24 protein-coding genes are annotated in these 25,687 nt (G+C 39.8%); 9 read left to right on the top strand and 15 right to left on the bottom strand.

From position 1 onward, the window contains the following. Nucleotides 1-174: 174 nt before the first annotated feature. The 4 genes from LY11_RS07810 to LY11_RS07795 are packed head-to-tail and all read right to left on the bottom strand — an operon-like array spanning nucleotide 175 to nucleotide 3,462. Entirely contained in the window at nucleotides 175-1,086 is a 912-nt protein-coding gene (locus LY11_RS07810) for a ribonuclease Z (protein WP_111633157.1), read from the bottom strand. Next, nucleotides 1,086-1,475, bottom strand: coding sequence for an STAS domain-containing protein (locus LY11_RS07805; protein ID WP_111633156.1), 390 nt, complete (start codon nucleotides 1,473-1,475; stop codon nucleotides 1,086-1,088). Before LY11_RS07805 ends, LY11_RS07810 begins: the two co-directional genes overlap by 1 nt. Nucleotides 1,476-1,510: 35 nt before the next feature. Continuing rightward, a complete protein-coding gene (locus LY11_RS07800) occupies nucleotides 1,511-2,455 on the bottom strand; it encodes a phosphoribosylaminoimidazolesuccinocarboxamide synthase (RefSeq protein ID WP_111633155.1) in 945 nt (314 codons plus the stop codon). A 35-nt stretch (nucleotides 2,456-2,490) separates the two neighbouring features. Continuing rightward, on the bottom strand, nucleotides 2,491-3,462 hold the full coding sequence (locus tag LY11_RS07795) for a PhoH family protein (RefSeq protein WP_111633154.1): 972 nt from the start codon (nucleotides 3,460-3,462) through the stop codon (nucleotides 2,491-2,493). A 101-nt stretch (nucleotides 3,463-3,563) separates the two neighbouring features. Here LY11_RS07795 and LY11_RS07790 point away from each other — a divergent pair, with 101 nt between their 5' ends. Both LY11_RS07790 and LY11_RS07785 read left to right on the top strand, forming a co-directional pair. Then, a complete protein-coding gene (locus LY11_RS07790) occupies nucleotides 3,564-4,343 on the top strand; it encodes an SAM hydrolase/SAM-dependent halogenase family protein (RefSeq protein WP_111633153.1) in 780 nt (259 codons plus the stop codon). Nucleotides 4,344-4,434: 91 nt separating this feature from the next. Further along, nucleotides 4,435-4,947 carry a hypothetical protein gene (locus tag LY11_RS07785; RefSeq protein WP_111633152.1) on the top strand — a complete coding sequence of 171 codons (513 nt, stop codon included), beginning with the start codon at nucleotides 4,435-4,437 and terminating at the stop codon, nucleotides 4,945-4,947. Here LY11_RS07785 and LY11_RS07780 read toward each other — a convergent pair. From LY11_RS07780 to rpe, 4 genes are all read right to left on the bottom strand, one after another. After that, a complete protein-coding gene (locus LY11_RS07780) occupies nucleotides 4,944-6,134 on the bottom strand; it encodes a DUF1015 domain-containing protein (RefSeq protein WP_111633151.1) in 1,191 nt (396 codons plus the stop codon). The genes LY11_RS07785 and LY11_RS07780 overlap by 4 nt on opposite strands. A 76-nt stretch (nucleotides 6,135-6,210) precedes the next feature. After that, nucleotides 6,211-7,161 carry a D-2-hydroxyacid dehydrogenase gene (locus LY11_RS07775; RefSeq protein WP_211321507.1) on the bottom strand — a complete coding sequence of 317 codons (951 nt, stop codon included), beginning with the start codon at nucleotides 7,159-7,161 and terminating at the stop codon, nucleotides 6,211-6,213. 6 nt (nucleotides 7,162-7,167) lie between these two features. Continuing rightward, entirely contained in the window at nucleotides 7,168-8,235 is a 1,068-nt protein-coding gene (gene serC, locus LY11_RS07770) for a 3-phosphoserine/phosphohydroxythreonine transaminase (RefSeq protein WP_111633150.1), read from the bottom strand. 86 nt (nucleotides 8,236-8,321) lie between these two features. Further along, nucleotides 8,322-8,996 carry a ribulose-phosphate 3-epimerase gene (gene rpe, locus LY11_RS07765; RefSeq protein ID WP_111633149.1) on the bottom strand — a complete coding sequence of 225 codons (675 nt, stop codon included), beginning with the start codon at nucleotides 8,994-8,996 and terminating at the stop codon, nucleotides 8,322-8,324. 266 nt (nucleotides 8,997-9,262) lie between these two features. Here rpe and LY11_RS07760 point away from each other — a divergent pair, with 266 nt between their 5' ends. Then, complete coding sequence (locus tag LY11_RS07760) at nucleotides 9,263-11,629, top strand: ABC transporter permease (RefSeq protein ID WP_111633148.1); 2,367 nt, start codon at nucleotides 9,263-9,265, stop codon at nucleotides 11,627-11,629. Nucleotides 11,630-11,703: 74 nt separating this feature from the next. On the opposite strand, the gene pnp is transcribed toward LY11_RS07760, so the two are convergent. Then, entirely contained in the window at nucleotides 11,704-13,848 is a 2,145-nt protein-coding gene (gene pnp, locus LY11_RS07755; protein WP_111633147.1) for a polyribonucleotide nucleotidyltransferase, read from the bottom strand. 116 nt (nucleotides 13,849-13,964) lie between these two features. Further along, on the bottom strand, nucleotides 13,965-14,270 hold the full coding sequence (gene rpsO / locus LY11_RS07750; protein ID WP_068399255.1) for a 30S ribosomal protein S15: 306 nt from the start codon (nucleotides 14,268-14,270) through the stop codon (nucleotides 13,965-13,967). 127 nt (nucleotides 14,271-14,397) lie between these two features. Here rpsO and LY11_RS07745 point away from each other — a divergent pair, with 127 nt between their 5' ends. Both LY11_RS07745 and LY11_RS07740 read left to right on the top strand, forming a co-directional pair. Continuing rightward, complete coding sequence (locus LY11_RS07745; protein WP_111633146.1) at nucleotides 14,398-14,817, top strand: acyl-CoA thioesterase; 420 nt, start codon at nucleotides 14,398-14,400, stop codon at nucleotides 14,815-14,817. Between the two features lie 86 nt (nucleotides 14,818-14,903). Beyond that, entirely contained in the window at nucleotides 14,904-16,331 is a 1,428-nt protein-coding gene (locus tag LY11_RS07740; RefSeq protein WP_111633145.1) for an MATE family efflux transporter, read from the top strand. 8 nt (nucleotides 16,332-16,339) lie between these two features. Here the strand turns inward: LY11_RS07740 and LY11_RS07735 are convergent, their stop codons facing one another. The 5 genes from LY11_RS07735 to LY11_RS07715 form a co-directional block, all read right to left on the bottom strand. Beyond that, nucleotides 16,340-17,629, bottom strand: a complete 1,290-nt coding sequence (locus tag LY11_RS07735) for an HlyD family secretion protein (protein WP_111633144.1) — start codon at nucleotides 17,627-17,629, stop codon at nucleotides 16,340-16,342. A gap of 23 nt (nucleotides 17,630-17,652) precedes the next feature. Beyond that, nucleotides 17,653-19,839, bottom strand: a complete 2,187-nt coding sequence (locus LY11_RS07730; RefSeq protein ID WP_111633334.1) for a peptidase domain-containing ABC transporter — start codon at nucleotides 19,837-19,839, stop codon at nucleotides 17,653-17,655. 329 nt (nucleotides 19,840-20,168) lie between these two features. Beyond that, on the bottom strand, nucleotides 20,169-20,513 hold the full coding sequence (locus LY11_RS07725; protein WP_317047983.1) for a DUF983 domain-containing protein: 345 nt from the start codon (nucleotides 20,511-20,513) through the stop codon (nucleotides 20,169-20,171). 125 nt (nucleotides 20,514-20,638) lie between these two features. Next, nucleotides 20,639-21,253, bottom strand: a complete 615-nt coding sequence (locus tag LY11_RS07720) for a Crp/Fnr family transcriptional regulator (RefSeq protein ID WP_111633143.1) — start codon at nucleotides 21,251-21,253, stop codon at nucleotides 20,639-20,641. A 1-nt stretch (nucleotide 21,254) separates the two neighbouring features. Further along, nucleotides 21,255-22,241, bottom strand: coding sequence for a D-alanine--D-alanine ligase (locus LY11_RS07715; RefSeq protein ID WP_111633142.1), 987 nt, complete (start codon nucleotides 22,239-22,241; stop codon nucleotides 21,255-21,257). 197 nt (nucleotides 22,242-22,438) lie between these two features. Between LY11_RS07715 and LY11_RS07710 the strand changes: the two genes are divergently transcribed. From LY11_RS07710 to LY11_RS07695, 4 genes are read left to right on the top strand one after another with little or no spacing between them, the layout of a single operon-like run. After that, nucleotides 22,439-23,206 (top strand): PASTA domain-containing protein, encoded by a 768-nt coding sequence (locus LY11_RS07710; protein ID WP_111633141.1) that lies wholly within the window; start codon nucleotides 22,439-22,441, stop codon nucleotides 23,204-23,206. A gap of 26 nt (nucleotides 23,207-23,232) precedes the next feature. Beyond that, the gene (gene mltG, locus LY11_RS07705) at nucleotides 23,233-24,288 is read left to right on the top strand and encodes an endolytic transglycosylase MltG (protein WP_111633140.1); all 1,056 of its coding nucleotides are present in this window, start codon (nucleotides 23,233-23,235) and stop codon (nucleotides 24,286-24,288) included. Between the two features lie 3 nt (nucleotides 24,289-24,291). After that, complete coding sequence (locus LY11_RS07700; protein ID WP_111633139.1) at nucleotides 24,292-24,699, top strand: acyl-CoA thioesterase; 408 nt, start codon at nucleotides 24,292-24,294, stop codon at nucleotides 24,697-24,699. Further along, entirely contained in the window at nucleotides 24,700-25,665 is a 966-nt protein-coding gene (locus LY11_RS07695) for a YihY/virulence factor BrkB family protein (protein ID WP_111633138.1), read from the top strand. Nucleotides 25,666-25,687: the final 22 nt, after the last annotated feature.

The following is a 25,687-nucleotide window of genomic DNA, read 5'->3' as shown; positions in this document are numbered from 1 at the left end:
TTTTCTGCACCAAACAAGTTTCTTTTATTTTCTGCATCATGCCCAAATGAAATGAACCTTTACTGATTTTCATGGTAAAAAAAAAGGAAGGTGTAGTATGTCCTGACAATGATTCATTCTTCATGAATTCCGTCAGGACATGCTACCCTTCCTTTTTTTTCCTCCAGAAACCAGCTAAACGGTGAATGTAACCCCTTCTAAAGCTAAAGATGTATTTTCAAAAACCCCCTGTGCCTCCTCTAACAACGGCAATAACGCCTTATACCTCGAAGAAAAATGTCCGATAATCAACTGACCAGCGCCAACCTCCTTCGCCACCAAACCCGCCTGTAAAGCCGTCGTATGATGCGTCACATTCGCCCTTTCCAGCAAATCGTCCATAAACGTTGCCTCATGATACAACATCGTACACCCCCGGATACTCTCCAGATAACTCCCATCCGCCATCGTATCCGAACAATAACAATAACTTTTCGGCGTATCAGAATCAATCGTATAATCAGCATTCAAAATCACCTCACCACCAGGCAAAGTCAAATCCAAACCCTTCTTCAACAACTGATAATAATCCGGAGAAATATTTGCAGCCTCCAGCTTATCCACTAACACCTTACGTAACCTCTTTTTCTCCGTAAACTTGAACCCCGTACACGGAATCCTGTGATTCAGCACAATTGTCTCTACCGTCAAATCCTGGTTCTGAAAAATCACTCTCGGTACATCCGCTACAATCGGACAAAACTCAATATCGAACCTTAAATTCGTTTCAGAATACCTGAACTGAATCTCCAGGATCTCCATTAAAGCTGCCGGAGCAAAAATCTGGAAAGGCTTAATACGACCATTCAAATTCATTGTCGAAAGCAAACCAATCAAACCAAAATAATGATCACCATGAAGATGACTGATAAAAGCGACATCAATCTTGCTCGCCTTAAAACCAAACCTGATTAACTGCTGCTGAGTACCCTCACCACAATCAATCAAATAAAACTTATCCTTACAATTTAAAAGCTGTGCTGACGGATTTCTATTAAAAACAGGAGTAGCAGAACTACTTCCTAAAATGGTAACCTCAAACTTCATTAATTTTCCTGATCAAAGCTCCCTAGTAATTCCTTCTCTATCTCTTCCATGAAGATCAAATCTTCCGCCTCATCCAGGTTGCCCACGATGTTTAATGACTGGTCAATAGACGACATTTCCAATAACCTGGCAATACACTCCGTTACCCCCGTTACCAGGAATAACCCATTTGCCTTTTTGCAAAGCCTGTTTCCGACTAAAAGACAGCTCAGATCCTGTGAATCATCACAATCACTGACCATCGATAAGTCCAGGACGATATTACAATAGCCCTCAGCATTCAACAAAATGAATTCGGATTTTAATCCCGGCGTATTCTCAGCAGTCAGACTACTTTCATCCAACCTGATTGCCACATACTTTTCGTGTTTATCTACTGAAAATTTCATAATATCCCCCTTTTTTAAGATAACAAATTAAGCATTTAATTCGACAACAGACTTCCTAAAACATTCTGCTCAATTCTGTTCAGAATATCATCCTGCTCATTCTTTACAAAACGATCACCAGTAATCTGCTCATACAACTCAATATAACGCTCTGAAATAGAAGCAATGATCTCAGGAGTCATGACCGGAATTTCCTGTCCATCCTTACCCTGAAAACCATTTTCAATTAACCACTTGCGTACAAACTCCTTAGAAAGCTGTTTCTGTGGCGTATTTTCCGCCTGACGCTCCTCATAACCCTCCGCATAAAAATAACGCGAAGAATCCGGCGTATGAATCTCATCAATCAGGTAAATTTCCTCCCCAACCTTACCAAACTCATATTTAGTATCTACCAGGATCAAACCACGCTCTGCAGCCATTTCAGTTCCTCTTTTATACAAAGCATAAGTATAATTCTCCAACTGATCATAATCAATAATAGAAACAATCCCCTTTGCTAAAATATCCGCTCTGGAAATATCCTCATCATGCCCAACAGACGCTTTAGTTGTTGGCGTAATGATAGGCTGAGGCAATTTATCATTCTCCTTTAAACCATCCGGAAGCGCTACACCGCACACACTTCTTTTACCCGCACTATACTCTCTCCACGCATGACCGGCAAGATAACCCCTGATCACCATTTCTACCTTAAAAGGCTCACAAATGCGACCAATCGTCACCATTTCATCCGGTACAGCGATCACCCAATTCTGAACAATATCCGCTGTTGCCTTTAAAAATTTAGCGCCGATCTGATTTAACACCTGACCCTTGAAAGGAATAGCCTCAGGTAAAACCACATCAAATGCAGAAATCCTGTCAGTCACTACCATGGCCATCAAACGATGATCAATAGTATATACATCACGCACCTTACCCTTGTAAAAACTACTCTGTTTAGGAAAATTAAAATTTGTTTCTTTTATTGCTTTCATGTTGTTGATGGATCACATCAATTATTGTTTATAAATTACTGTATATCTCCGTACGCCTTCAAAATCCTTTTCACCAGCTTATGCCTTACCACATCCTCCCCCGTCAGGTAAATGATTTCAATACCCGGAATATCATCCAGAATACGCAAAGCATTATGTAACCCTGACATTTGTTTCTTAGGCAAATCGATCTGCGTTACATCACCAGTTACGATAAATTTCGCAGAAGGCCCCATACGCGTTAAGAACATTTTCAACTGTAAATCCGTTGAATTCTGTGCCTCGTCCAAAATTACGAAACAATTATCCAAAGTACGGCCGCGCATAAACGCAAGCGGTGCAATTTCAATCGTTCTGTTCTCTAAATACAACTTCAGCTTTTCTGCCGGGATCATATCATCAAGCGCATCATACAGCGGGCGAAGATAAGGATCTACTTTTTCTTTTAAATCACCAGGTAAAAAGCCTAAGCTCTCTCCAGCCTCTACAGCCGGCCTGGTCAGGATAATTCTTTTAATCTCTTTATTTTTCAATGCTCTTACAGCAAGCGCTACCGCCGTGTACGTTTTTCCCGTCCCCGCAGGGCCGATAGCAAAAAGCACATCGTTTTTCACGATACTGTCAACCATTCTGCGCTGATTAGCCGTTCGGGCTTTGATCATCATACCGCTATTCCCGAATACAATGACTTCTCCACCGCCACCACCATTCACTTTTTCCGGTGCAGCATCCGCACCGTAAGCCTCAGCGTTATATTTAAACGCTAAAATTGATTCAATATCACCCGGGCTTAAAGAGCCATATTGCTCCAGGTGACCAATCAATTTACCAAACTTTTTTTCAAAGAGTTTTTGCTCACCTTCATCACCTAACACCTTAACCTCGTTGCCTCTGGCAACAACTTTCAGTTTAGGAAATGCGTGTTTGATCAACTCATAATGCTCGTTGTTCGCACCCCAGAATTGTACCGGATCTACTGTTTCTAATGTTAGTTTTAGTTCGTTCAAAATATTGTTTTTTAGATAGGAGTGTATATTTTGATATAAAAGTTGAATATTTGTAGCGCTTTACCGCATACGCAAGAATAAGAATAAATATTCAATTTTTAATGGCCATTATCACTTTAACAACAGATTTAGGATCCAAAGATTTTTATCAGGCTGCCCTCAAAGGCAGTATCCTGACGATCTTGCCTACAGCTACTATTGTTGATATTACCCATGAAGTCCCATCCTTCAATATCTCTTACGCAGCCTTTGTTTTAAAGAATGTTTACCACTATTTTCCTAAAGGTACTGTGCATCTGATAGGTATAGATTCTGTGTTCAGTGAAAATACAAAATATATCGGGTTAAAATATCACGATCATTATTTTGTCGGTGCTGATAACGGGATTTTTTCTCTGCTATTTGACGGGAAGCCCGATGAAGTTGTAGAACTGAATATTATGCAGGATTTGAAATACCTGCACTTCCCCCTCGTTGATATTTTTGTCAAAGCAGCCATTCACCTTGCCAAAGGCGGAAAGCTGAAAGACATTGGCTTACCAACAGCAAATATTGAAGAAAAAATGCTGCTGAACCCGGTCATCGAACAAGATATGATCAGAGGAAGTGTCATTTATATCGATACCTTCTGCAATGTGATTACCAATATCACTAAAGAATTATTTACCAAGATCCAGCGCAACAGGGACTTCACCTTATTTTTCCGAAAGAGTGAAACCATAACCCAGCTCAGCTGGCACTACAATGAAGTTTCAGAAGGTGAGAAATTATGCCTTTTCGGGATCAGTAACCATTTGGAAATCGCCATTAACAAAGGCAAAGCAAGCGGACTGCTCGGTTTACACCTGGGAGACATCGTCCGTATCCAGTTTCATCCTTAGGCCAGGTTAAAATCCAGCTGAATCAGCAGAAATCCCTTTTATAAATCAGTATAAGGCACAGATTTTGCTTTATACACCAAAATAACACATTATGATCAGACCTCTCCTCCTCCTTTTCTGTTTAAGCATTACTATTAACGCCGTAGCCGCACAAAGTGACACCTCTGCATACCAAGTGCAGCGTTTAAAAATAAATGCCTTACTTGCAGAGCGAAGTGCCAAATTCGGACAATACGATTTAAGCCTCAGTGCAAGGACCGGTATTTTCGGTTTGCAGACTAAAAACGACCTGAAGAATTCCAATGAAATTTTGCGCGGTATTATCCTGAATGACAACAATATATTCAGGGAACTTAAAGTTTTAATGAACTATAAGGACCAGGAAGTACAACAAGTACAAAGTAATGCCGGCAATACCGCAAAACGCATTGAAAGTTATATGCTGGCCATTAAAAAATTACAAGACCAGAACGAAGAGCTGAAGTCAAAAACAACAACTATCGCCGCAGAAAAAAATACAGAAACCTATTCCATTATCTTTTTAATCCTGATTATCATTACCGGGGGCATCTACTTTTATAGCAAACTCCGTAAAAAAGCTTAAATGCAATAATTAGTGAGCATACCAACCAGGAACTTAGGCTCTATCCACGTAGACTTTGGAGGCATAGTCTTATTCGCATCCGCTACATTGATAATCTGTTCTACAGAAACTGCAAACAAGGTAAATACCACTGCATAAAGGCTGTTATCTACCATTTTTTGCAGGTCCGCTAAAGGTGTAATCCCCCCTTCAAAAGTCACCCTGGCATTTGTACGCGGATCATCAATCCCTAATATCGGGCCTAACAGCTGATTCTGCAAAATACTGACATCCAGTAACTCTACGGGATCATTCGCATCATAAGCAGCAGACTTTGGAGATAAAATATACCACTGTTTATCCAGGTACATTCCAATCCTGTGTAACTGATCCGGATCAACAGGTTCATCAGATTTTTCAAGCGTAAAAGCATGTTCCAGTCCGGATAGAAAACCTGCAGGCGTTAATCCATTTAAATCTCTGACCAGCCTGTTGAACTGTAATACCCTGATTTCGTCCGTATTCATAAATACCGTAGAGAAATAATCCATCTTTGACATCGCTGCCGCACGATGATGACCATCAGCAATATATACAGCATCTATTTTTGCGATCTCACTGGTAATTAAATCAATAGCCTCCTGGTCATCAATCAGCCACACTTTATGTCCGGTAAGATCAGTAAATGTAAAATCAATTACCGGAAGCTCCTGAATATACTTTGCAATCACCTCATCAATAGCCTTTACCGGATGATAAGTAATCAGGACCGGGTTCGCGTCCAGCCCGGTATGGTGCAGATAATCAGCCAGCTGTTTCTCCCTCCGTTCTACCGTCAGCTCATGCTTTTTAATACTTCCATCCAGATAACTCTGCACATCACTTAAAGTCCATAAACCTTTCTGCGTAAACCCATTACAGGTAACCTGATAAATATAATAACAAGGACGGTTAACCGGGACCAGTACCTTACCATTCAAGAAAGAATCGAAGTTTTCAGCAATCTTACGGAAGATCAGTTCCTGGTTCGTATCACGCAGATAAGCATGATCCAAAGCCGGACTGATTAAATGAAGAAAGCTGTAATTGTTTTCCGAGGCGATTAATCTGGCCTCACCTGTACTGTAATACTCAAGGGGCCGTGTGACCACAGAAGACTGCAAATGTGCAGCAGGGATAAGCGCTGAAAAAGGCTTTACTAAAGGCATGAAACAGGTGTTATTTGGTTTGGGGCGAATATAATCAAATCCCCAAACCATTTAACTTATTTTCCTCTTTTAATAATTATTTTTTAAAATGTGCGATAATCAATGAAGCTAACTCTTCACCAATACGCTCCTGTGCTTCGTTTGTTGCAGCACCAATATGCGGTGTTAACGAAATCTTAGCATGTTTTAAAATAGCATCCAAAGGAGTAGGCTCATTGTCAAACACATCTAAACCTGCAAAAGCAACTTTAGCGCTGTCTAACGCATTGATCAGCGCCTGCTCATCAATTGTACCACCTCTTGAACAGTTCACTACACCAACTCCTGGTTTCATTAAATCGAACTCAGCAGCACCTAATATAGGACGGTCAGCAAAAGGCGTATGTAAAGTGATGAAATCACTGTTTTTAATCACTTCTTCCAGACTTACTGTTTTAACAGGAATATCAAGGCTTAAATCACCCTGAAACTTCAACGTTAACTTACCATCAAAAGGATAAAGATCGTAAGCCAGTACATTCATACCCAAGCCTAAAGCTAAAGTAGCTGTCTCTCTTCCGATTCTGCCAAAACCAATGATCCCTAAAGTTTTACCTCTAAGCTCAGTACCTTTCGCGTAATCCTTTTTCAGTTTATTGAAACCCGTAGCACCCTCAACAGGCATTTTACGGTTAGCATCCTGTAAAAAACGAATACCAGTAAATAAATGTGCAAAAACCAGTTCTGCAACAGACAAAGAGGAAGCAGCAGGCGTATTCACTACCGCACGACCTTGTTCACGTGCATAATCAACATCAATATTGTCCATCCCTACTCCACCTCTGCCAATTAACTTCAAATTCGGGCAAGCATCAATTACGTCTTTACGAACTTTCGTTGCGCTTCTTACCGTAATTGCATCATAATTCTGAAGGGCTTCAATCAGTTTATCCTGAGCAACAGTTTCTGTATCTACAATAAAACCGGCTTCTTCTAATAATCGTTTTCCGATAGGATCGATCCCATCGTTTGCAAGTATCTTAATCATTAAATTTTATTTTTGGTGTTTCTCTGCAAAAACCTGCATCAATTCCACTAGTCTGTGTACACTTGTTATTGGTAACGCATTGTAAATAGAAGCTCTGAACCCACCTACACTTCTATGTCCTTTAAGACCTTCAATATCATTCTCTTCTACGAATTTCAGGAATGGTTTCTCCAGTTCAGGATTTTCCATCACGAAACAGATATTCATTCTTGAACGATCTTCTACTACAGCAGTCCCTTTAAATAACGGATTTCTGTCAATCTCCATATATAAAGCATTCGCTTTCGCAATATTTTCTTTTTCAATCTCAGCAACACCACCCTTAGATTTTAACCATCTTAAGTTTAACATCGCTACATAGATCGCGAAAACAGGAGGCGTATTGTACATAGAACCACCTTCTATATGTACTTTATAATCTAACATAGAAGGGATTTTATTGGTTGTTTTACCTAAAATCTCATCCTTAACAATGACTAAAACTGAACCAGCCGGGCCAATATTTTTTTGTGAACCAGCATAGATCAAATCGTATTGTGAAACGTCGATCACCCTGCTCATAATGTCTGAAGACATATCGCACACAACCGGTACCTTAGTTTCAGGCAAGCTGAACATTTCAGTTCCATAAATCGTGTTATTCGAAGTACAGTGGAAATATGCACTGTCCTCAGGAATTGAATATCCCTTAGGCACATAGTTAAAGTTAGCGTCTTTCGATGAAGCCACGATATTCGCAGTACCAAAGTTTTTCACTTCTTTAATAGCTTTGTTAGCCCATACACCAGTCTCCAGGTAACTTGCTGTCTGTCCTTCACTTAACAGGTTCATAGGAACCATTGCAAACTGCAAACTTGCACCACCTTGTAAGAATAAAACGGAGTATCCTTCCGGTACATTTAACAACTCTTTAACCAACTTAACAGCTTCAGCTAATACGGCCTCGAACTCTGGTGTACGGTGGGAAATCTCTAAAATCGATAACCCATCCTTAAAATCTAAAACGGCTTGTGATGCCTGTCTAAACACTTCCTGAGGTAAAATACAGGGGCCTGCTCCAAAATTATGTCTCATTTTATATGCTAATTAATTATTGTAAATGTAATTGTTTTATCCAAATAATATTTGGTTTTTTGAAATAACTACTGAACGAATGGATTTTATATACTGCGCAGAGAGGACGCTGATTCACGCTTCATGGCGGTGATCATTTCCAAAGGGGATTCAGCACTGAAAATAGCATTTCCAGCAACAAAAGCATCCGCACCAGCAGCCAGTAAATCGCCCAGATTATGGATACCCACGCCACCGTCTACTTCAATCAGTAATCCCGGATTTACCGTAGCAGCCATGGCTTTCAGCCTTCTGATTTTCAATAGTGTATTTGGAATAAACTGTTGCCCGCCAAAACCAGGATTTACCGACATGATCAATACCATATCCAGTACCGGAAGTATATCAATCAGCAATTCTACAGGCGTATGCGGGTTAAGCGCCACGCAAGCCTTTGCTCCTGTTTTATGGATCGCCTGAACCGTTCTGTTCAGATGGACGCAAGCCTCATAATGTACCGTAATACTATTAGCCCCTGCTGCTGCAAACTGTTCAATGTACAGATCAGGGTTAACGATCATTAAATGGACATCCAAAGGTTTCTTTGCATGTTTTTTCAAGGCTTCCATTACTGGAAAACCGAAAGAAATGTTCGGTACAAATACGCCATCCATAATATCTACGTGAAACCAATCTGCATCGCTGGAATTGATCATTTCTATGTCGCGTTGTAAATTGGCAAAATCAGCAGAAAGTACAGAGGGGGCAATCAGGTGTTTCATGTGGTCAAATTGTAATGCTATTGAGAAAGTAAATATAAAAAAATAACCCGTTGATAGCACAAAATCATGGAGATAAAAGGCACAATCGACGAAAAATGTAATTGCGAAAACATACCTTTAATTACGAAACCGCACACTAACTGTTCGTTTTCGGGCAGTTTGAAATTCATAAGGATTAAAAATCAGCGTTTATACTATCAAAAACCAATTCAAAGGGGAATGGCATACGTTTAGCTTTTGGCACAAAAGAATATAACCTCAATTACATGTTTAAACTTGACCTTAAAATAGCTTTACGCAGCCTTTGGAAAAATAAAGGGTATACCTTAATTAATGTAGGAGGCCTGGCAATCGGGCTGGCCAGCTGCATGATCTTACTCCTTTATGTAGCCTATGAATGGAGTTACGACAGACAATTTACCAATTTTGACAAAACCTATGTCGTTTATAATAATGTTAAAACCAATACAAAAACCTTTAGCTGGGCGTGGACACCAAATGCAATGGCCGATGAAGTCAGGAGTAAAATTCCAGGAGTAGCTTATGTTTCCCATTCCTCCTACCCACAGGAACAAGTAATCAGTAATGAAGAAAAGAGTTTCAAAAAGAAAGCCGTTTATGCAGACCCGTCATTTCTGAAAATATTTGATTACAAAATTATTAAAGGAAGTTCAAATGGGGTTTTAACCAATATTAATTCAGTTATATTAACTGAAACCATGGCCAGAAACCTTTTCGGCAATGAAGATCCTATCAATAAAATGGTAAAACTACAGAATACTGAGGTTTTAAAGGTTGAAGCTGTCATCGAAGATGTCCCTAAAAACAGCAGTATTCAGCTGGACTATCTGATGCCATGGGCACTGTTTATTAAACAAAACCCATGGGCTAAAAAAACAAACTGGGGAAACAACATGTGTTTAACCGTAGTCCAATTACAGCAGAGTAAACTTTTTGATCAGGCAAATAATCAAATCAGAGACATCTATCTGCGTAATATAAAAGATGCGACCAGCAAGGCATTACTTCACCCCTTGGCCAAATGGCACTTATACGATAATTTTGAAAACGGAAAATCAGTTGGAGGCAAAATAGATCAGCTCAGGATATTCCTTATTCTGGCCTTTTGTATACTTTTAATTGCCTGCGTCAACTTCATGAACCTGTCAACCGCCAGATCCGAAAAAAGGGCTAAAGAAGTTGGGGTCAGAAAAGCAATCGGCTCCTCAAGAGGTGCTTTAATAGGCCAGTTTATGATAGAATCTATTTTACTTTCTTTCATGGCAATGCTGGTAGCCTTTACCTTAATGGAAATCAGCCTGCCTTACTTCAACTCCTTATTAGGAATTGAATTGGTCATCAACTATGAAAACTGGATATTTTGGGCAGTGCTCGCCGGCCTGACTACCTTCACAGGATTTATTGCCGGAAGTTACCCTGCATTCTACCTCTCCTCTTTTGAACCCATTAAAGTATTAAAGGGATTTAGTACTGCCGGCAGTTCTTCACTATCCGTAAGAAAAGTTTTAGTTGTCTTTCAATTTGTATTTGCAGCTTGTCTGATCATTTGTACCGTCGTTATTTATCAGCAGCTCAATTTCATTAAAAACAAACCTGTGGGCTATAATAAAGCTGGTTTAGTACAGATACCCATACAAGGAAACCTTGCAGGCAAAGAGAAACTGGCGCTGTTAAAAGAACGGCTGATCAAAACAGGGGCTGTTACTCAAGTAACTTTTTTTAGCACGAGTTTAAATATGAGCGGTAATAATACCTTTAGCGTTGAATGGCAAGGCAAAAATCCCAAAGAGGACGTTTTATTCAATAACCGTTCAGCAGGCGAAGACTTTGCCAAAACCATGGGTTCTGGAATGGTGGCCGGAAGAGAATTTTCCTCCAGATTTACAGCCGATTCTACAAATATTGTGATCAATGAAGCCGCAGTAAAAGTAATGGGGTTCAAAAATCCAATCGGCAAAACTATCAAAGTTATGGGCAACCCCTATACAATCATAGGTGTTATGAAAGACTTTGTGATGGAATCACCTTATAAAACCGCTGCACCTATGTATATAACCAATAATGTGGAGAATGTAGCGTATATTATTGCCAGCCTGAATCCTGCACAGAATATCAGTACCTCATCTGCACAAATTGATGACGTTATTAAAGCATTAAATCCAAACTTCCCGGTAGACAGAACTTTTGCAAATGATAATTTTGAGCAGAAATTCCAGGATGAACGGTTACTGGGGATTTTATCCAACTGGTTTGGTGGTTTTGCCATCTTTATCTCCTGCCTGGGCTTACTCGGACTTGCCCTGTTTATGGCAGAGCAAAGGAAAAAGGAAATCAGTGTACGCAAAGTCCTCGGTGCAAGCACACTGAATATTTTAACCCTGCTCAATAAAGACTTTATTAAACTGGTGGCGATCGCTAACCTGGTTGCATTTCCCCTTGCCTATATTATCATCACTAAATGGTTATCAGCCTTTGAATTTAATGTAGGGATAACGCTTCTGCCCTTTGCTATAGCCACAGGTTTATCCCTGATTATTGCTATTCTAACTGTCAGTGTACAATCTGTTAAAGTAGCTAAAGCTGCTCCGATAGATTCCTTAAAACACGAATAACAAAGTCGTTAGACGTAAAAAAACCCTCACGATATAATCATGAGGGTTTTTTAATTTATATACTAGTGATAAAACTAAGCTGGCTTAGTCTCTACACCTTCTGGTTTCTGTGGACGGGGCAATAAAGCTTTTCTGGAAAGTTTCATTTTACCTTGTTTATCGATGTCCAATAATTTAACCTGGATTTTGTCACCTTCTTTAAGGACACCATCCATAGTTTCTAAACGTTCCCAGGCAATCTCAGAAATGTGAAGTAAACCATCTTTACCTGGCATAATCTCAACGAAAGCACCAAATGGCATGATAGATTTTACTTTACCATCATAAGTAGCACCTATGTCTGGTTTAGCAGCGATTGCGTTAATACGTTTAACAGCAGCATCAATAGCAGCTTTATTATCCGCGAAGATTTCAACGATACCTTTGTTACCAACCTCTTCAATAGAGATAGATGCGCCAGTTTCACGTTGCATTTCCTGAATAATTTTACCGCCTGGGCCAATTACAGCACCTATGAATTCCTTGTCAATACTTAAAGAAACGATACGGGGAGCGTGATCCTTGTAATCTTCACGTGGAGCAGAGATAGTTTTAGCCATCTCATTTAAGATATGTAAACGAGCCTCATTAGCTTGTTTCAGGGCAGCAGTTAAAACTTCCCATTTCAAACCATTGATTTTTAAGTCCATTTGACAAGCAACGATACCTTTTTCAGTACCAGTAACCTTGAAGTCCATATCACCTAAATGATCTTCATCACCAAGGATGTCTGTAAGGATAGCATATTTACCAGTTTTCTCATCAGTAATTAATCCCATTGCAATACCCGAAACCGGAGCTTTGATTTTAATACCTGCATCCATTAATGCTAATGTACCAGCACAAACAGTAGCCATTGAAGAAGAACCATTAGATTCAAGAATATCAGAAACTATACGGATTGTGTATGGGTTTTCTTCTAATCCTGGTAATACTTTTCTTAATGAACGCATAGCCAAATGACCATGACCAATTTCACGACGGCCAGCACCTCTGTTCGGGCGAACTTCACCTGTAGAGAAACCTGGGAAATTGTAGTGCAATAAGAATTTGTTGTATCCATTAACGAAAGCACCATCAATCATTTGCTCATCATCTTTAGAACCTAAAGTAACTGTAGTTAATGATTGAGTTTCGCCACGCGTAAATACTGCCGAACCGTGAGCAGAAGGCAAGTAACTTACTTCACTCCAGATAGGGCGTACAGTACGTACATCACGTCCATCTAAACGCATACCTTCGTCTAAAACAAGGTTACGGATAGCATCGTATTGTACATCATGGAAATATTTTTTAGCTAAGAAAGCAGTAACTGCATCAACCTCTTCACCAAGCGTTGCTACGAAAGCTGCTGAAATCTCAGCAAATTTCTCCGTACGCTCACCTTTAGAAGTCTGGCTTTTAGCCACAGCATAAACCTGATCATAAGTAGCAGCATAAACCTGCTCTTTTAATTCCGGGTTACTGTCTTCATGTGAATACTCACGTTTTTTAGTTTTACCTACTGCTTCAGCTAATTCTTTTTGAACTTTAACCTGAATAACGATCGCTTTGTGTGCGAATTCGATAGCTTCAACCATTTCTTCTTCAGAAATTTCATCAGCTTCACCTTCAACCATGACGATGTCATTTTCAGTACCAGCTACTAAGAATTCTAAAGTAGCACGTTCTAAATCACTAACATATGGATTGATCACTAAAGAGCCATCAATTTTAGCAACACGAACTTCAGAGATTGGTCCGTTAAAAGGAATATCAGAAACAGCGATGGCAGCTGAAGCAGCTAAACCAGCCAATGAATCTGGCATTATATTTTTATCAGAAGAAATCAATGTGATCATTACCTGAGTATCAGAGTGATAATCTTCAGGGAACATCGGACGTAAAGCACGGTCAACCAAACGGGAGATTAAAACCTCATAGTCTGATAATCTTGCCTCACGACGTAAGAAACCACCTGGAATACGACCAGCAGCCGCATATTTTTCCTGGTAATCTACAGATAAAGGTAAAAAGTCAACACCAGCTTTAGCAACTACTGAAGAAACTACAGTCGCCAATAACATTGTGTCACCCATTCTTACCACAACGGATCCATCAGCCTGTTTAGCTAATTTTCCTGTTTCAATTTCGATGGTTCTTCCATCTCCAAGATCGAACGATTTTTTTATTACATTCATTTACAAATTGTTGCGGTGTGTTTTCCTCTTTCGACACACCAGATTTATATATTATATTTTTATATTTCAATTAAAAAAGCCATCCCTAAGAATGGCTTTCCTTGATATTTTAACGCTTATTTGCTATCTCTTGTCGAACCTAATGGTTTGATAATGTCTCTCAGCCCTAAAGCTTTGATAATAGCACGGTAACGATTGATATCTTTTTTAAACAGGTAAGCCAAAATACCACGGCGTTTACCTACTAATTTTTGAAGAGACAATTGAGTAGAAAAATCCTTACGGTTTTTCTTTAAGTGTCCTGTTAAGTGCGCGATACGGTAAGTGAATAACGCTACTTGTCCTTCAGCAGATCCTGTGTTAGTTTCTACTTCGCCGTGAGTTTTGAAAATGTCGGCTTTTACTTCTTTACTTAAATACATTGCTTGAATTATACTAAAGTGTATATTGATTAATTAATTACGCGCAAAGATAGTGTAAGTTTTCAGGATAAACACGCATCCTGATAAAATATTTCAATAACAAGCCTTCAAACTTTACTTTTGCAAGATGGAAAAGACTGAATATAGTGTATTTGAGACAGAACTCAGCGTAAGACCCGATGATATAGACATGTTTAACCATGTACACAACAGTAAATACTTCGACTACGTATTGGCTGCCCGTTACGATCAGATGGAGAAATTCTATAAGATGCCGATGGAAGACTTCCTGAAAAGCGGTTTCGGCTGGGTAGTCAGAACTGCCCACGTAGATTATAAAAGACCACTGATTTTAGGCGATGTCCTTAAAATAAGAACAGGCATTTTGACCATCAATGACAAAGGCTGCCGCGTACAATTTGAAATAGAAAACGTGCGCACAAGAAAAATAGCTTCAGACGGATGGTTTGATTACGTATTAATTGATACCACTACAGGCAAAGGCTGCAAAGTAAGCGAAGACATGATACAAGCCTATTCCGTGTAAGAAAGCCCGTTTCGTGTAAAATAATAACTTAAATTACATAATTTATTTATATTGAACAGCCTATTATTACATAGGATAATAATTACATGACAACACAACAAAACAGCCCGGCCAGCCAGGCCAGTAAAATCTTTGACTTACTCAAACAAGCAGTTCAGGGAAAAGAATTAGACTTTACCCAGGGCAGTATGCGCAGAGCTGTTTTGCTGCTCGCGATCCCGATGATGCTCGAAATGATCATGGAATCCGTCTTCGCACTGGTTGATCTTTATTTTGTAGGGCATCTTCACAATAGCAGTGAAGCGATACAAACTGTCGGTTTAACAGAATCTGTGCTGGCGATCATCTATTCCCTTGCCGTTGGAATGAGCATGGCCGCTACCGCTGTCGTGGCCAGAAGAATTGGAGAAAAAGATCCTGTTGCCGCTGCAAAAGCTGGTATGCAGGCTATTCTGGTAGCTGTTGCATTCAACCTGGCACTCAGTATAGCCGGCTTTATTTATGCCCGTGAGATTCTGATGCTGATGGGCGCTTCGGCAAATACAGCGACCGCAGGGACCCCTTTTATTCAGATTATGATGTGTGGCAGTACAATTATTGTCCTGCTCTTTCTGATTAATGGAATTTTCAGAGGTGCCGGTAATGCAGCTATTGCCATGAAAAGCTTATGGGTAGCCAACGTGGCCAATATCATTTTATGCCCGATACTGATTAACGGCTTTGGCCCTATTCCCGCTTTCGGGTTAACCGGAGCTGCTATTGCTACAACCATAGGCAGAGGACTGGGTGTCTGTTACCAGGTATATCAATTGATCAAAGGAAACGGTCAGTTAAAAATAAAACTGGCTTATTTTATTCCGCAATCAAAACAAATTGTCGCGCTGCTAAAAATTGCAGTTCCCGCTATCTTTCAATTCGTTATTGCTTCCTGCAGCTGGATTTTCCTGGCGCAACTTGTGGCTACCACAGGCGGAGATCATGGTTCAGCAGGTTATCAAACCGCATTAAGGCTAATGATGTTCTTTATGCTGCCTGCCTGGGGCTTAAGTGGCGCAGCAGCAACTTTGGTTGGGCAAAACCTGGGCGCAAAAAACCTGAAACGGGCTGAAGACTCCGTATGGCAAACCACTAAATATATCCTGATTTATATGGGCATAGCTATGGTGCTCTGCCTTTTGGCCGGACATTATTTCATTTCCTTCTTTACAGATGACGTGCTTATTCAGCAAATAGCTGCCCGGGGACTGAATATGATGAGCGCAGGGTTCTTGTTTTACGGCGTAGGAATGGTGATGACCAGTACCTTTAATGGTGCAGGGGACACTACTACTCCCACCCTGATCAACTTCTTCGGCTTCTGGCTATTCCAGATTCCCCTTGCATTTATATTGTCCAAACATTTCAATATGGGGCCCGATGGTGTATTTATAGCAATTCCGGTTGCAGAAACAGGAATTGCCATTGCAGGTTACCTCTTGTTTAAAAAAGGCAGCTGGAAAACTAAGCAGGTCTAATTTCCTGCTTATTCCCTGCCATTCAACTCCTTGATAATATTCCGGTAAAACCGCTGTAATAACGAACTCTCTTCGGTAATAATTTCTGCATTGCCCAGCATACCGTTTTTGAGTGCTATTTTATGCCTGCTATCTTTATTCTCAAAAGTCTTAAAACCAACCTTCGCAATAAATACACTGTCTTTAAATGCCACATCAGAAATATAATTTATATTCCCCCTGATCATGCCAAACTGCTCATAAGGATAACTGTGCATCTTGATCAAAGTACGCTGTCCGATGCGGATTTTTCCCATATTATTCTGTGGGATCTGTATTTCACCGAAAAAGTCAGTATTCCCGGGATTGATCACAAATAACTCCTGATTGACCACAACACTCTGATTCTGCTGAATCACTCCCGCATAACCAAGCGTCCCGGAAACCGGAGCCAGCACTACATACTGATTGATCCATACCTCTGTCTCACTGATTACACTGTTAATTGCCTGCAAGAATTTAGCCCGCTGTTCAGAAATTGTATTCTCCAGATCTAATATCTCCTTTTCCTTGGTTGCATAAGCTACCGTATTATTCAATAAAGCCGTTTCAGTTTGCTGCAAAGGATACTTCCCCGATAAATATTTATTTTCCTGCTCCTGAAACTCATTTTTTGAAATGACATTTTTAGCCATTAATTTTTGATAAGAAAGATACTGCTGCTCGATATTCGCATATTCCTTTTGCTGCACCTTCTGCTGAGTTACAATCTGGCTTTTAAGCGCTTTAATAGACTCGAGATCCCTCTCCAGGTAAATATGTTTTTCCTGGTAATAACCACCCTTCTGCGTAGAAAGGTATTGTACATATTCCTGGTAAAAATTCTGATAAGCCGCCTGTAGCTCTCCAAGGTTACTATTTGGCGACAGCAATGCCAAACTCAATGGCTTGGCACTCAGCACCATTTCACGCAGTAATTTCAATTGCGCCGAAAGCTTAAGCACATCCCGGTGCGAACCCGTACTCTCCAGAAAAGCCAGTGGTGCCCCTAATTCTACTTTTTTGTTTTCAGGCAGCAGCAGCTCCATCAACTTACCCGCCCGTTTCGCATAAACAGGCTTAGGTGCATTTAAAGAATTGATTTTCAAACTTGTACTAACCACATCCGGATACCGGATAAAAGCAGCAAGCAGAATTATACTTAAGATAACAAAAAAGACGACTGTAATACCCCGGCGAAGCAACCATGAAGGTACTGCCGTGATAATTTCATTCACCTCTTCACTATGATTCTGCTGATATATAGATTCCTCTGGCATTTTTATGAAGCGTAATTTTATCGTTAATTTCCAAGTTCAAGCTGATTTTTGACCAGCTGATAATATTCACCTTTCAGCGCTGTGAGTTCCGCATGCGTTCCCTCTTCGAGAATACAGCCCTTATCCAGCACCACTATATTGTCTGCATTTTTCACCGTACTTAAGCGATGCGCTACAACTACTACCGTACGGCCTTTAAAAAAGCTTTCCAAATTGTCCATGATCACAGACTCGTTTCTCGCGTCAAGGGCATTGGTTGCTTCGTCAAAAAACAGATAACGCGGGTCCTTATAAACTGCCCTGGCAATTAAAATACGTTGCTTCTGCCCCTGGCTGATTCCATTTCCTTCAGAACCTATTTTGGTATTTAACCCTAAAGGCAGGCTTTGGATAAAATCAGTGATATTAGCCACCTTTAATGCCTGCTGAAGCTTAGCATGATCAGGGTACTGATCACCAACAGCAATATTACGTGCAATAGAATCCGAGAAGATAAATCCATCCTGAGTGACTGCGCCACACTGACCACGCCAGAAACTAAAGCCCATCTGGCTGAGGTGTGTATGTCCTACATAGATGTCTCCACGCTGAATTTCATAAAAGCGGAGCAACAATTTAAGAATCGTAGTTTTCCCACTACCGCTCATCCCTACAATAGCCGTGGTTTTACCCATTGGGATAGTCAAACTAATTGCAGATAAAACCGGCTCATTACCAGCACCCGGATAAGTAAAATCCACGTTCTTCAGACTAATACTATGGTCTTCGGGTAAATCCAGCACAAAGGTCTGGCCAGCAGGCTCCTCATCTTCCAGTTCGCGGATCTCATTTAACCTTTCCAGGGAAATTTTAGCATCCTGCAACTGCTGCAGGAAAGTGATCATCTGTTCAATAGGGCTGTTCAGCTGTCCGATGATATATTGAATAGCCATCATTGCCCCAAGCGTCAGCTGTCCCTCTATCACGAGTTTAGCTACCAGAAAAGTGATCAGAATATTTTTTCCTTCGTTAATAAAGAATGCGCCTACCTGCTGATACTGACCAAGCGCAAGACTTTTTACATTAAAACGGAATAATCTCGACTGTATCCGCTCCCACTCCCAGCGCTTATCCTGCTCACAATTGTTAAGCTTTATTTCCTGCATTCCATTGATCAGCTGTACCACCGTACTTTGATTTTTAGAAGAAATATCAAAACGCTTAAAATCCAGTTCACGTCTTTTCTTTAAAAAGACCGTAACCCAGCCCGTATACAAGACCGTACTGATTGCAAAAACAGCAAAAATGCTTAAATTATAATAGGCCAGCACAATGGAAAACACAACCAGGTTGAACATAGAAAAGATAATACTCAATGTAGGGCCGGTCAGAAAAGTCTCAATCCGCTTCTGATCGTCCATGCGCTGCAAAATATCACCAGTCATCTTGGTATCAAAGAAAGACATCGGCAACTTCATCAGTTTGATCAGGAAATCAGTTAAGATAGAAATATTAATCCTGGTACTGATATGCAGTAAGATCCATGCCCGTATAAAATCTACACTCATGCGCCCTATAAAAAGCATGATCTGTGCAATCAGAATAATATAGATGAAATTAAGGTTCCGGGTATTGATCCCCACATCTACAACCGACTGCGTTAAAAACGGAAGGATAATCTGGAGTACACTTCCCACCAGCAGACCAGCAAAAAGCTGTACAATTAACTGCTTATAACGGTAAAAATATTTCAGCAGATAACGGATGTCCATTCCATCTTTCTTGTCTTCCTCGACCGTATAAAAATCCGGAGTAGGAGATAAAATTAAGGCGACCCCTTCAATAGCATCTTTATTAAATGAACTAAGCCAATGCGAGGAAAATTCCTTCTGCTCATACCGGATCAATCCTTTTGCCGGATCAGCGATCATAAACCGGTCTTTTTTAATCTGATAAAGTACTACAAAATGATCCTGATCCCAATGCAAAATCGCAGGCAGCTCTATTTGCTTCAATACCTCTAAAGTTAAGCGGGCACCAGTAGAACGAAAACCTATTTTTTCTGCAGCATTACTGATACCTAACAACGAAACACCTTCACGGTTAATTCCTGAAACCGCACGCAGACGCTGCAAACTAATATTTTTACCGAAATATTTAGCGATCATCCGAAGGCAGGTAGGCCCGCAATCCATCTGATCAAACTGCTTATAGAAAGTAAATTTTTTCAATATTTTATTACCTAACACTATACAATAATCACCACAATAAGTTAATTTAAATAAAACAGAAATTAAAAATCAACTGTTTATTACCTAAACTATAACACATTTTTTAAATATGCGAAATTCTTGCCATATGAAGCAAATATCTTTACAAGATAGTTTCAATAACTGTAAAAAGACCTGAAGAAACAGATAGTATCAGAAGAGATAAAACGATAGTCAGAAAGACCGGAGGAGGTAAAATCGAAATGATTTCTAACTGGTATTTAAAATTAACAGTCCCTGCTTAGGCAACAGGAACTGTTTATATATTGAAATAAAAAACTGCCGGAAAACTAAGCAGGTTTAATGACATTTTTTGGTTCATCACCACTGCCAGGAACATAACCCAACCCAGGGGTTAACCAATGTAAAAGCATTACCCTTGAATAGCGGTAATTAAACGGAGAACAGACAAATACTGTCAATAGCAAAATACCTACATAATACCATAGGTTATCATAAACAAGTGCTAAACCCAAAACATAAGTAGCTACACTTGCACTAATCATTTCTGCTACATTCATTGCATAACTAATAAACATTGACACATAGAAATATCCAGGCTCTCTTTCGAAACGAAGATTACAATGCGGGCAAAACTCATTAGTGATCTGTCCTTTGAACGAAAAAGAATACATTTTACCAGTAAATATGTCACCCTGTCTACAACGAGGGCATTTACAGTGGATGACGGCTTCTAACTTTGTAATAGGGACCATAACGTTAATTTTATTCGTAATAATTAATTAGACAAATCTAATCATTATAAAACATCCATTTTATGATCTACATCATATCCTGTCTTAACAATCTTCCCGCGGATAAGTTTGAGCTCTCCGCTGGCAGCCAGTTTTTTTATCGTTCTGATCACAGTTTCCACTCTTAAACCACTCATATCGGCCAATGTTTGCCTTGTAATGTTCAATGCAGCGCCATCCTCCAAATCCTGAGACAAATAATTGATCAACGTAAACAAGCGATGTTCTGCCTGTTCATTGGCCAGTTCCTCCAGCATCATAGATTTGTAAAATAACCTTTTACTCATGGTCATGATCAGCTCCATACTAAAATCGCTGTTTTCTGCGATCATTTTCAGGAAAGCCGGTTTATCCAGCTGGATTACTTCGGTGTCCTTTGATGCGATTGTGTAAGCAAGATATGGACGGTCCAATAACAATGCAGGTTCCCCAAAAAGCTGCTTTGGTTTAAAAACGCCCTGAATAAATTCCCGTCCATCCTGATTAACCGTCGCCATCCGGACCTCCCCGCTTTTAATGAAGTAGGCATATTTCGGATGCTGTCCCGGTTCATAAATCACCTCCCCTTTTTTATATAAAGTAGTTTTGAAATGATTGGCCGTTAAATACTGCGTATACATTTTAACCAATAGTCTCTTTAATCAGTTTCGTATAAAAATCATTCAGCTTCATCCCATATGCAGCTACCTGCTGAGGAATAAAGCTCGTTACCGTTTGCCCTGGAATCGTATTGATCTCAATAAAGTAGAAATCACCCTCATCACCCACTAAAATAAAGTCAATTCTCACTACTCCCCTGCAATTCAATTTCGCATAAATCGCTGTTGCAATTTCCTCTACTCTTTTTTTAGTCTCCTGGCGAATTGGAGCCGGCGTAGTTTCCACAGCTACTCCTGGCGTGTACTTCGCCTCAAAATCAAAAAACTCTTTAGCCGTTTCTACTTCAGTAGCCGGCAGGACGGTTATTTTACCATCTAACTTCACCACACCTACCGTAAACTCGCGCCCTTCAATAAACTCTTCAATCAATATCTGATCATCCTCTTTAAAAGCCTTGTCAATAGCCGTTTGCAGGTCATACTGATTTTTAACTTTACTCATTCCGATACTGCTGCCACCATTGTTTGGTTTCACAAAATAAGGCAGGGTCAGTGAACTTTTAACATCCGCTAAATTATAAGGTGTATTTTTAAAGATCTGTACAGACTTGGCCACGAATAAATTCGGAATATCCTGTACAATAGATTTAGTATACCCTTTATTCATGGTCACTGCCGAAGTCAGCGCATCACACGTGGTATAAGGTAAATTCAACATATCAAAGTATCCCTGCAACTTACCATCCTCACCCGGAGCACCATGGATCGCGATAAACACGCCGTCAAAAGTGATTTTTCTTCCATTGTAAAGCACTGAAAAATCATTGCGGTCTACCTCTATTCTGACCGAATCTACCGGTTCATAAAACCAGCCCTGCTGCGTCAGCATAATTTTGTAAACATCAAACTTATCCGGATCGAGATTATGGGATATAGTTGCGGCGCTTTTTACAGAAATTACCCTTTCTCCTGTTGTACCTCCAGTTATTAATGCTATTACTTTCTTCATAAAATATATTTCTTTAATAGCCGTTATGAAGCCTTTATGCTTTCAGATTTCATTCCGGATATTCCTGATTAATCAAATTAAACGATAAGATATGGGTCAAAAATATTAAAATACTTTATTCAGATCTCATTTAAATTCCGATAAAATATATTTTTAGTCTAAATTTGAGCCAAATAACAGGCACACAAAATAAATAAATGGCAAAATTCATCTCCTACTTACAAACTAAATCATTCAGAAACAACCTTATCGCTGCCATTGCCACTGTGGCAATACTCTTGTTCATCGCTTTCTTTAGTCTGCGTTATTATACCAAACATGGCCAGGGATTAAACGTACCAGCTGTAAAAGGCATGGCTTTTAACCAGGCTGTATCAAAATTAGAAGCTTTAGGTCTGCGTTACGAAGTAGACTCAGTATATATTATGGACTTACCTCCAGGAACTGTAATTGATCAGGACCCGGAAGCGAATACATTTGTAAAAGACAACAGAACAATTTACCTGACTATTAATACCGCGCAAGCTCCGAATGTTAAATTTCCGGACGTTCAATTTAAATCTTTCATCGAAGCACAAGCAATTATTGCAAGCTTTGGCTTAAAAGTTGGTGACACCGTTTATAAAGCAGACGTGAGCAAAGATGTCGTATTAGAAGTTTCCTTCGGTGGCTCAAGTATCAAACCAGGTGATGTTATCCCTAAAGGCTCTAAAATAGATTTATTATTAGGAGACGGCAGAGGAAACGAAGACGTAGAAATCCCTGCACTTTTAGGTTTCACCAAAGATGAAGCAGCCTTCTCACTGAGAGGATCAAACCTTAAACTTGGAACAATAACTTACGAAGGAAATATCACGGACACCGCAAATGCCGTTATTACCGCACAAGACCCGGCACTTTCAGATACACTTGGAAAAGTTAAAATCGGAACCCCGGTAAACATTACTCTATCTAACAAGAAATAAGCGCATAAATCAGAATTTCAAATTCTATGACTACTGAAACGACCAAAGAAATTAAAAAGAGCACTAAATTTATATGGGCTGCCATCTTAATCCTGCTTGCTGTAGGTGCATTTTATGGCCTGAAAATGTATAAAGTCTACTTTGCCCCTAACATATCGGGTAAAGAACAATATTTGTATATCAAAACCGGTTCTACGATAGATGACCTGTATAAAGAAATCAAAACTAAGGATTTACTGCTTGACGTTGGAAGCTTCAGCCAGGCCGCAGCTAAAATGGATCTGGTACAACGCTTAAAACCAGGACGCTATAAATTAGCTAAAGGAATGAATAACCGTAGTTTGATCAACCTGATCAAAGCAGGTAACCAGGAGCCGGTAAAACTGAAATTCCATAACATCAGGAAAAAGGAAGAATTTGCGGCTTATCTTTCTAAAAGCCTGGAAGCAGATTCAACAACCTTCCTGAAGGTACTGGATTCAGCAGCGCTGGTAGAAAAATACGGTTTTACGGTAGACAACAGTTATACAATGTTTATTCCGAATACGTATGAAATGTACTGGAATACGACTCCTTTAGAATTCTTCGACAGAATGCAAAAGGAATACACTAAATTCTGGACAGCAGAACGCAAGCAAAAAGCTGCCGCATTAAACCTTACACCTCAGCAAGTGACTATCCTTGCTTCTATTGTTGACGGAGAAGCTTTATACGACAAAGAAATGTCATCTATTGCCGGCTTATACCTTAACCGCTTAAACAAAGGGATTTTATTACAAGCTGACCCTACTGTAATTTTTGCCAATGGCGACTTTACAGTAAAAAGAGTAACAGGCCCGTTGTTACGCGTAGAATCAAAATATAACACTTATAAATATGCAGGTTTGCCTCCGGGCCCGATTATGATGCCAAGTATCAATGCGATCGACGCTGTTTTAAACCACGAACATAACAACTATATTTATATGTGCGCTAAAGCTGATTTCTCAGGATACCACGCTTTCGCAGAAACCAAAGCACAACACGAAGTTAACGCCAAAGCATACAGAGCAGCCTTAGACAAACGTAATATTTTCAAATAGGCCATGTATACGCACAGCACAAAGATCAGGGTAAGATATAGCGAAACCGATCAGATGGGATATGTTTACAATGGAAACTATGCCCAATACTATGAAGTTGGAAGAGTAGAAATGCTGCGCAGCCTGGGGATGACCTACGGCAAAATGGAAGAAACAGGGATCATGCTCCCACTGCTGGAACTTAAATGTAAATTTATTAAGCCAGCACTGTATGATCAGGAGATTACAATCAAAACTTATATGAAGGAGCTTCCGGGTGTCCGCATGTTATTTGATTACGAATTATTTAACGAAAAAGAAGAATTGATCAATATCGGGGCTACTACTTTAGTATTCTTTGATATGGTCAAAAAGAAACCGTGCCCCCCTCCGGATTACTTTCTGGAGCGGATTGCACAATACTATGAATAAATGAATTGGGTACACAGACAACTTTTAAGGATTAGGCTATATTCTTTGTTTATAGACTGGACAAAAGTATATGTACTGCCTGGTTTTAGCCCTATCCCACTTTACACAGTGGCTTCATTTTTTTTTAGGGAACTAGGCAAAGACTCTTTAGTGAACAAAGCATCATCACTGGCTTATACTTTTATGCTGGCGATTTTCCCTGGAATTATCTTCCTGTTTACACTGATCCCTTTTATCCCTAAGCGAATAGGCTTTCAGGATCAGTTAATGGTTTTATTACAACTTATCCTTCCGGCACAGGCCTATAAAGCCTTTGAAGCTACCCTATCTGAGATCATTAAGATACAAAACGGGAAATTACTATCCTTCGGTATTATACTGTCCGTGTTTTTTGCCACCAATGGGATGCACAGCCTGATGAACGCCTTTAACAAGTCGTCACTTGTCGTGGAAACCAGAACATGGCTTAAACAGCGGCTTATAGCTTTAGTATTGACCTTCGTTCTTGCCGTATCTCTCATTATTACTATTGGCGCGATGACTGTTGGAGAAATTGCACTGAACTATATCAATAAAGGACTGCACATCAAAGGACACTTTATCGTTTATATCATTGACATATCCAGATGGGCACTGCTTGGGATTCTTTATTTCGTGACCATATCTATCCTTTACCGGTACGGCCCAGCTAACACTAAGAAATGGAGATTCTTCAGTCCCGGTTCCTGGCTTGCTACTATCCTTGCCTTTTTAACCATTTGGGGATTCTCATTTTACATCAACCACTTTGGATCATACAATAAAGTATACGGCTCTATCGGTACACTAATTGTAATTATGATCTGGTTATACCTCAACTCTCTGATACTTTTGATCGGATTTGAGCTGAATGCCAGTATGGATCTGACAAAACGCAGTGTCAGAATCATCAAACAACCCTTTAATTTGTTCAAAAAAGGCAGTTAAAAGCTCATTAAATATTTTTTTC

The organism is Pedobacter cryoconitis (genome assembly GCF_003259615.1).
In the GTDB taxonomy this organism is placed as follows: Bacteria; Bacteroidota; Bacteroidia; order Sphingobacteriales; family Sphingobacteriaceae; genus Pedobacter; species Pedobacter cryoconitis.
This window is presented reverse-complemented; position numbering and strand designations above follow the sequence as displayed.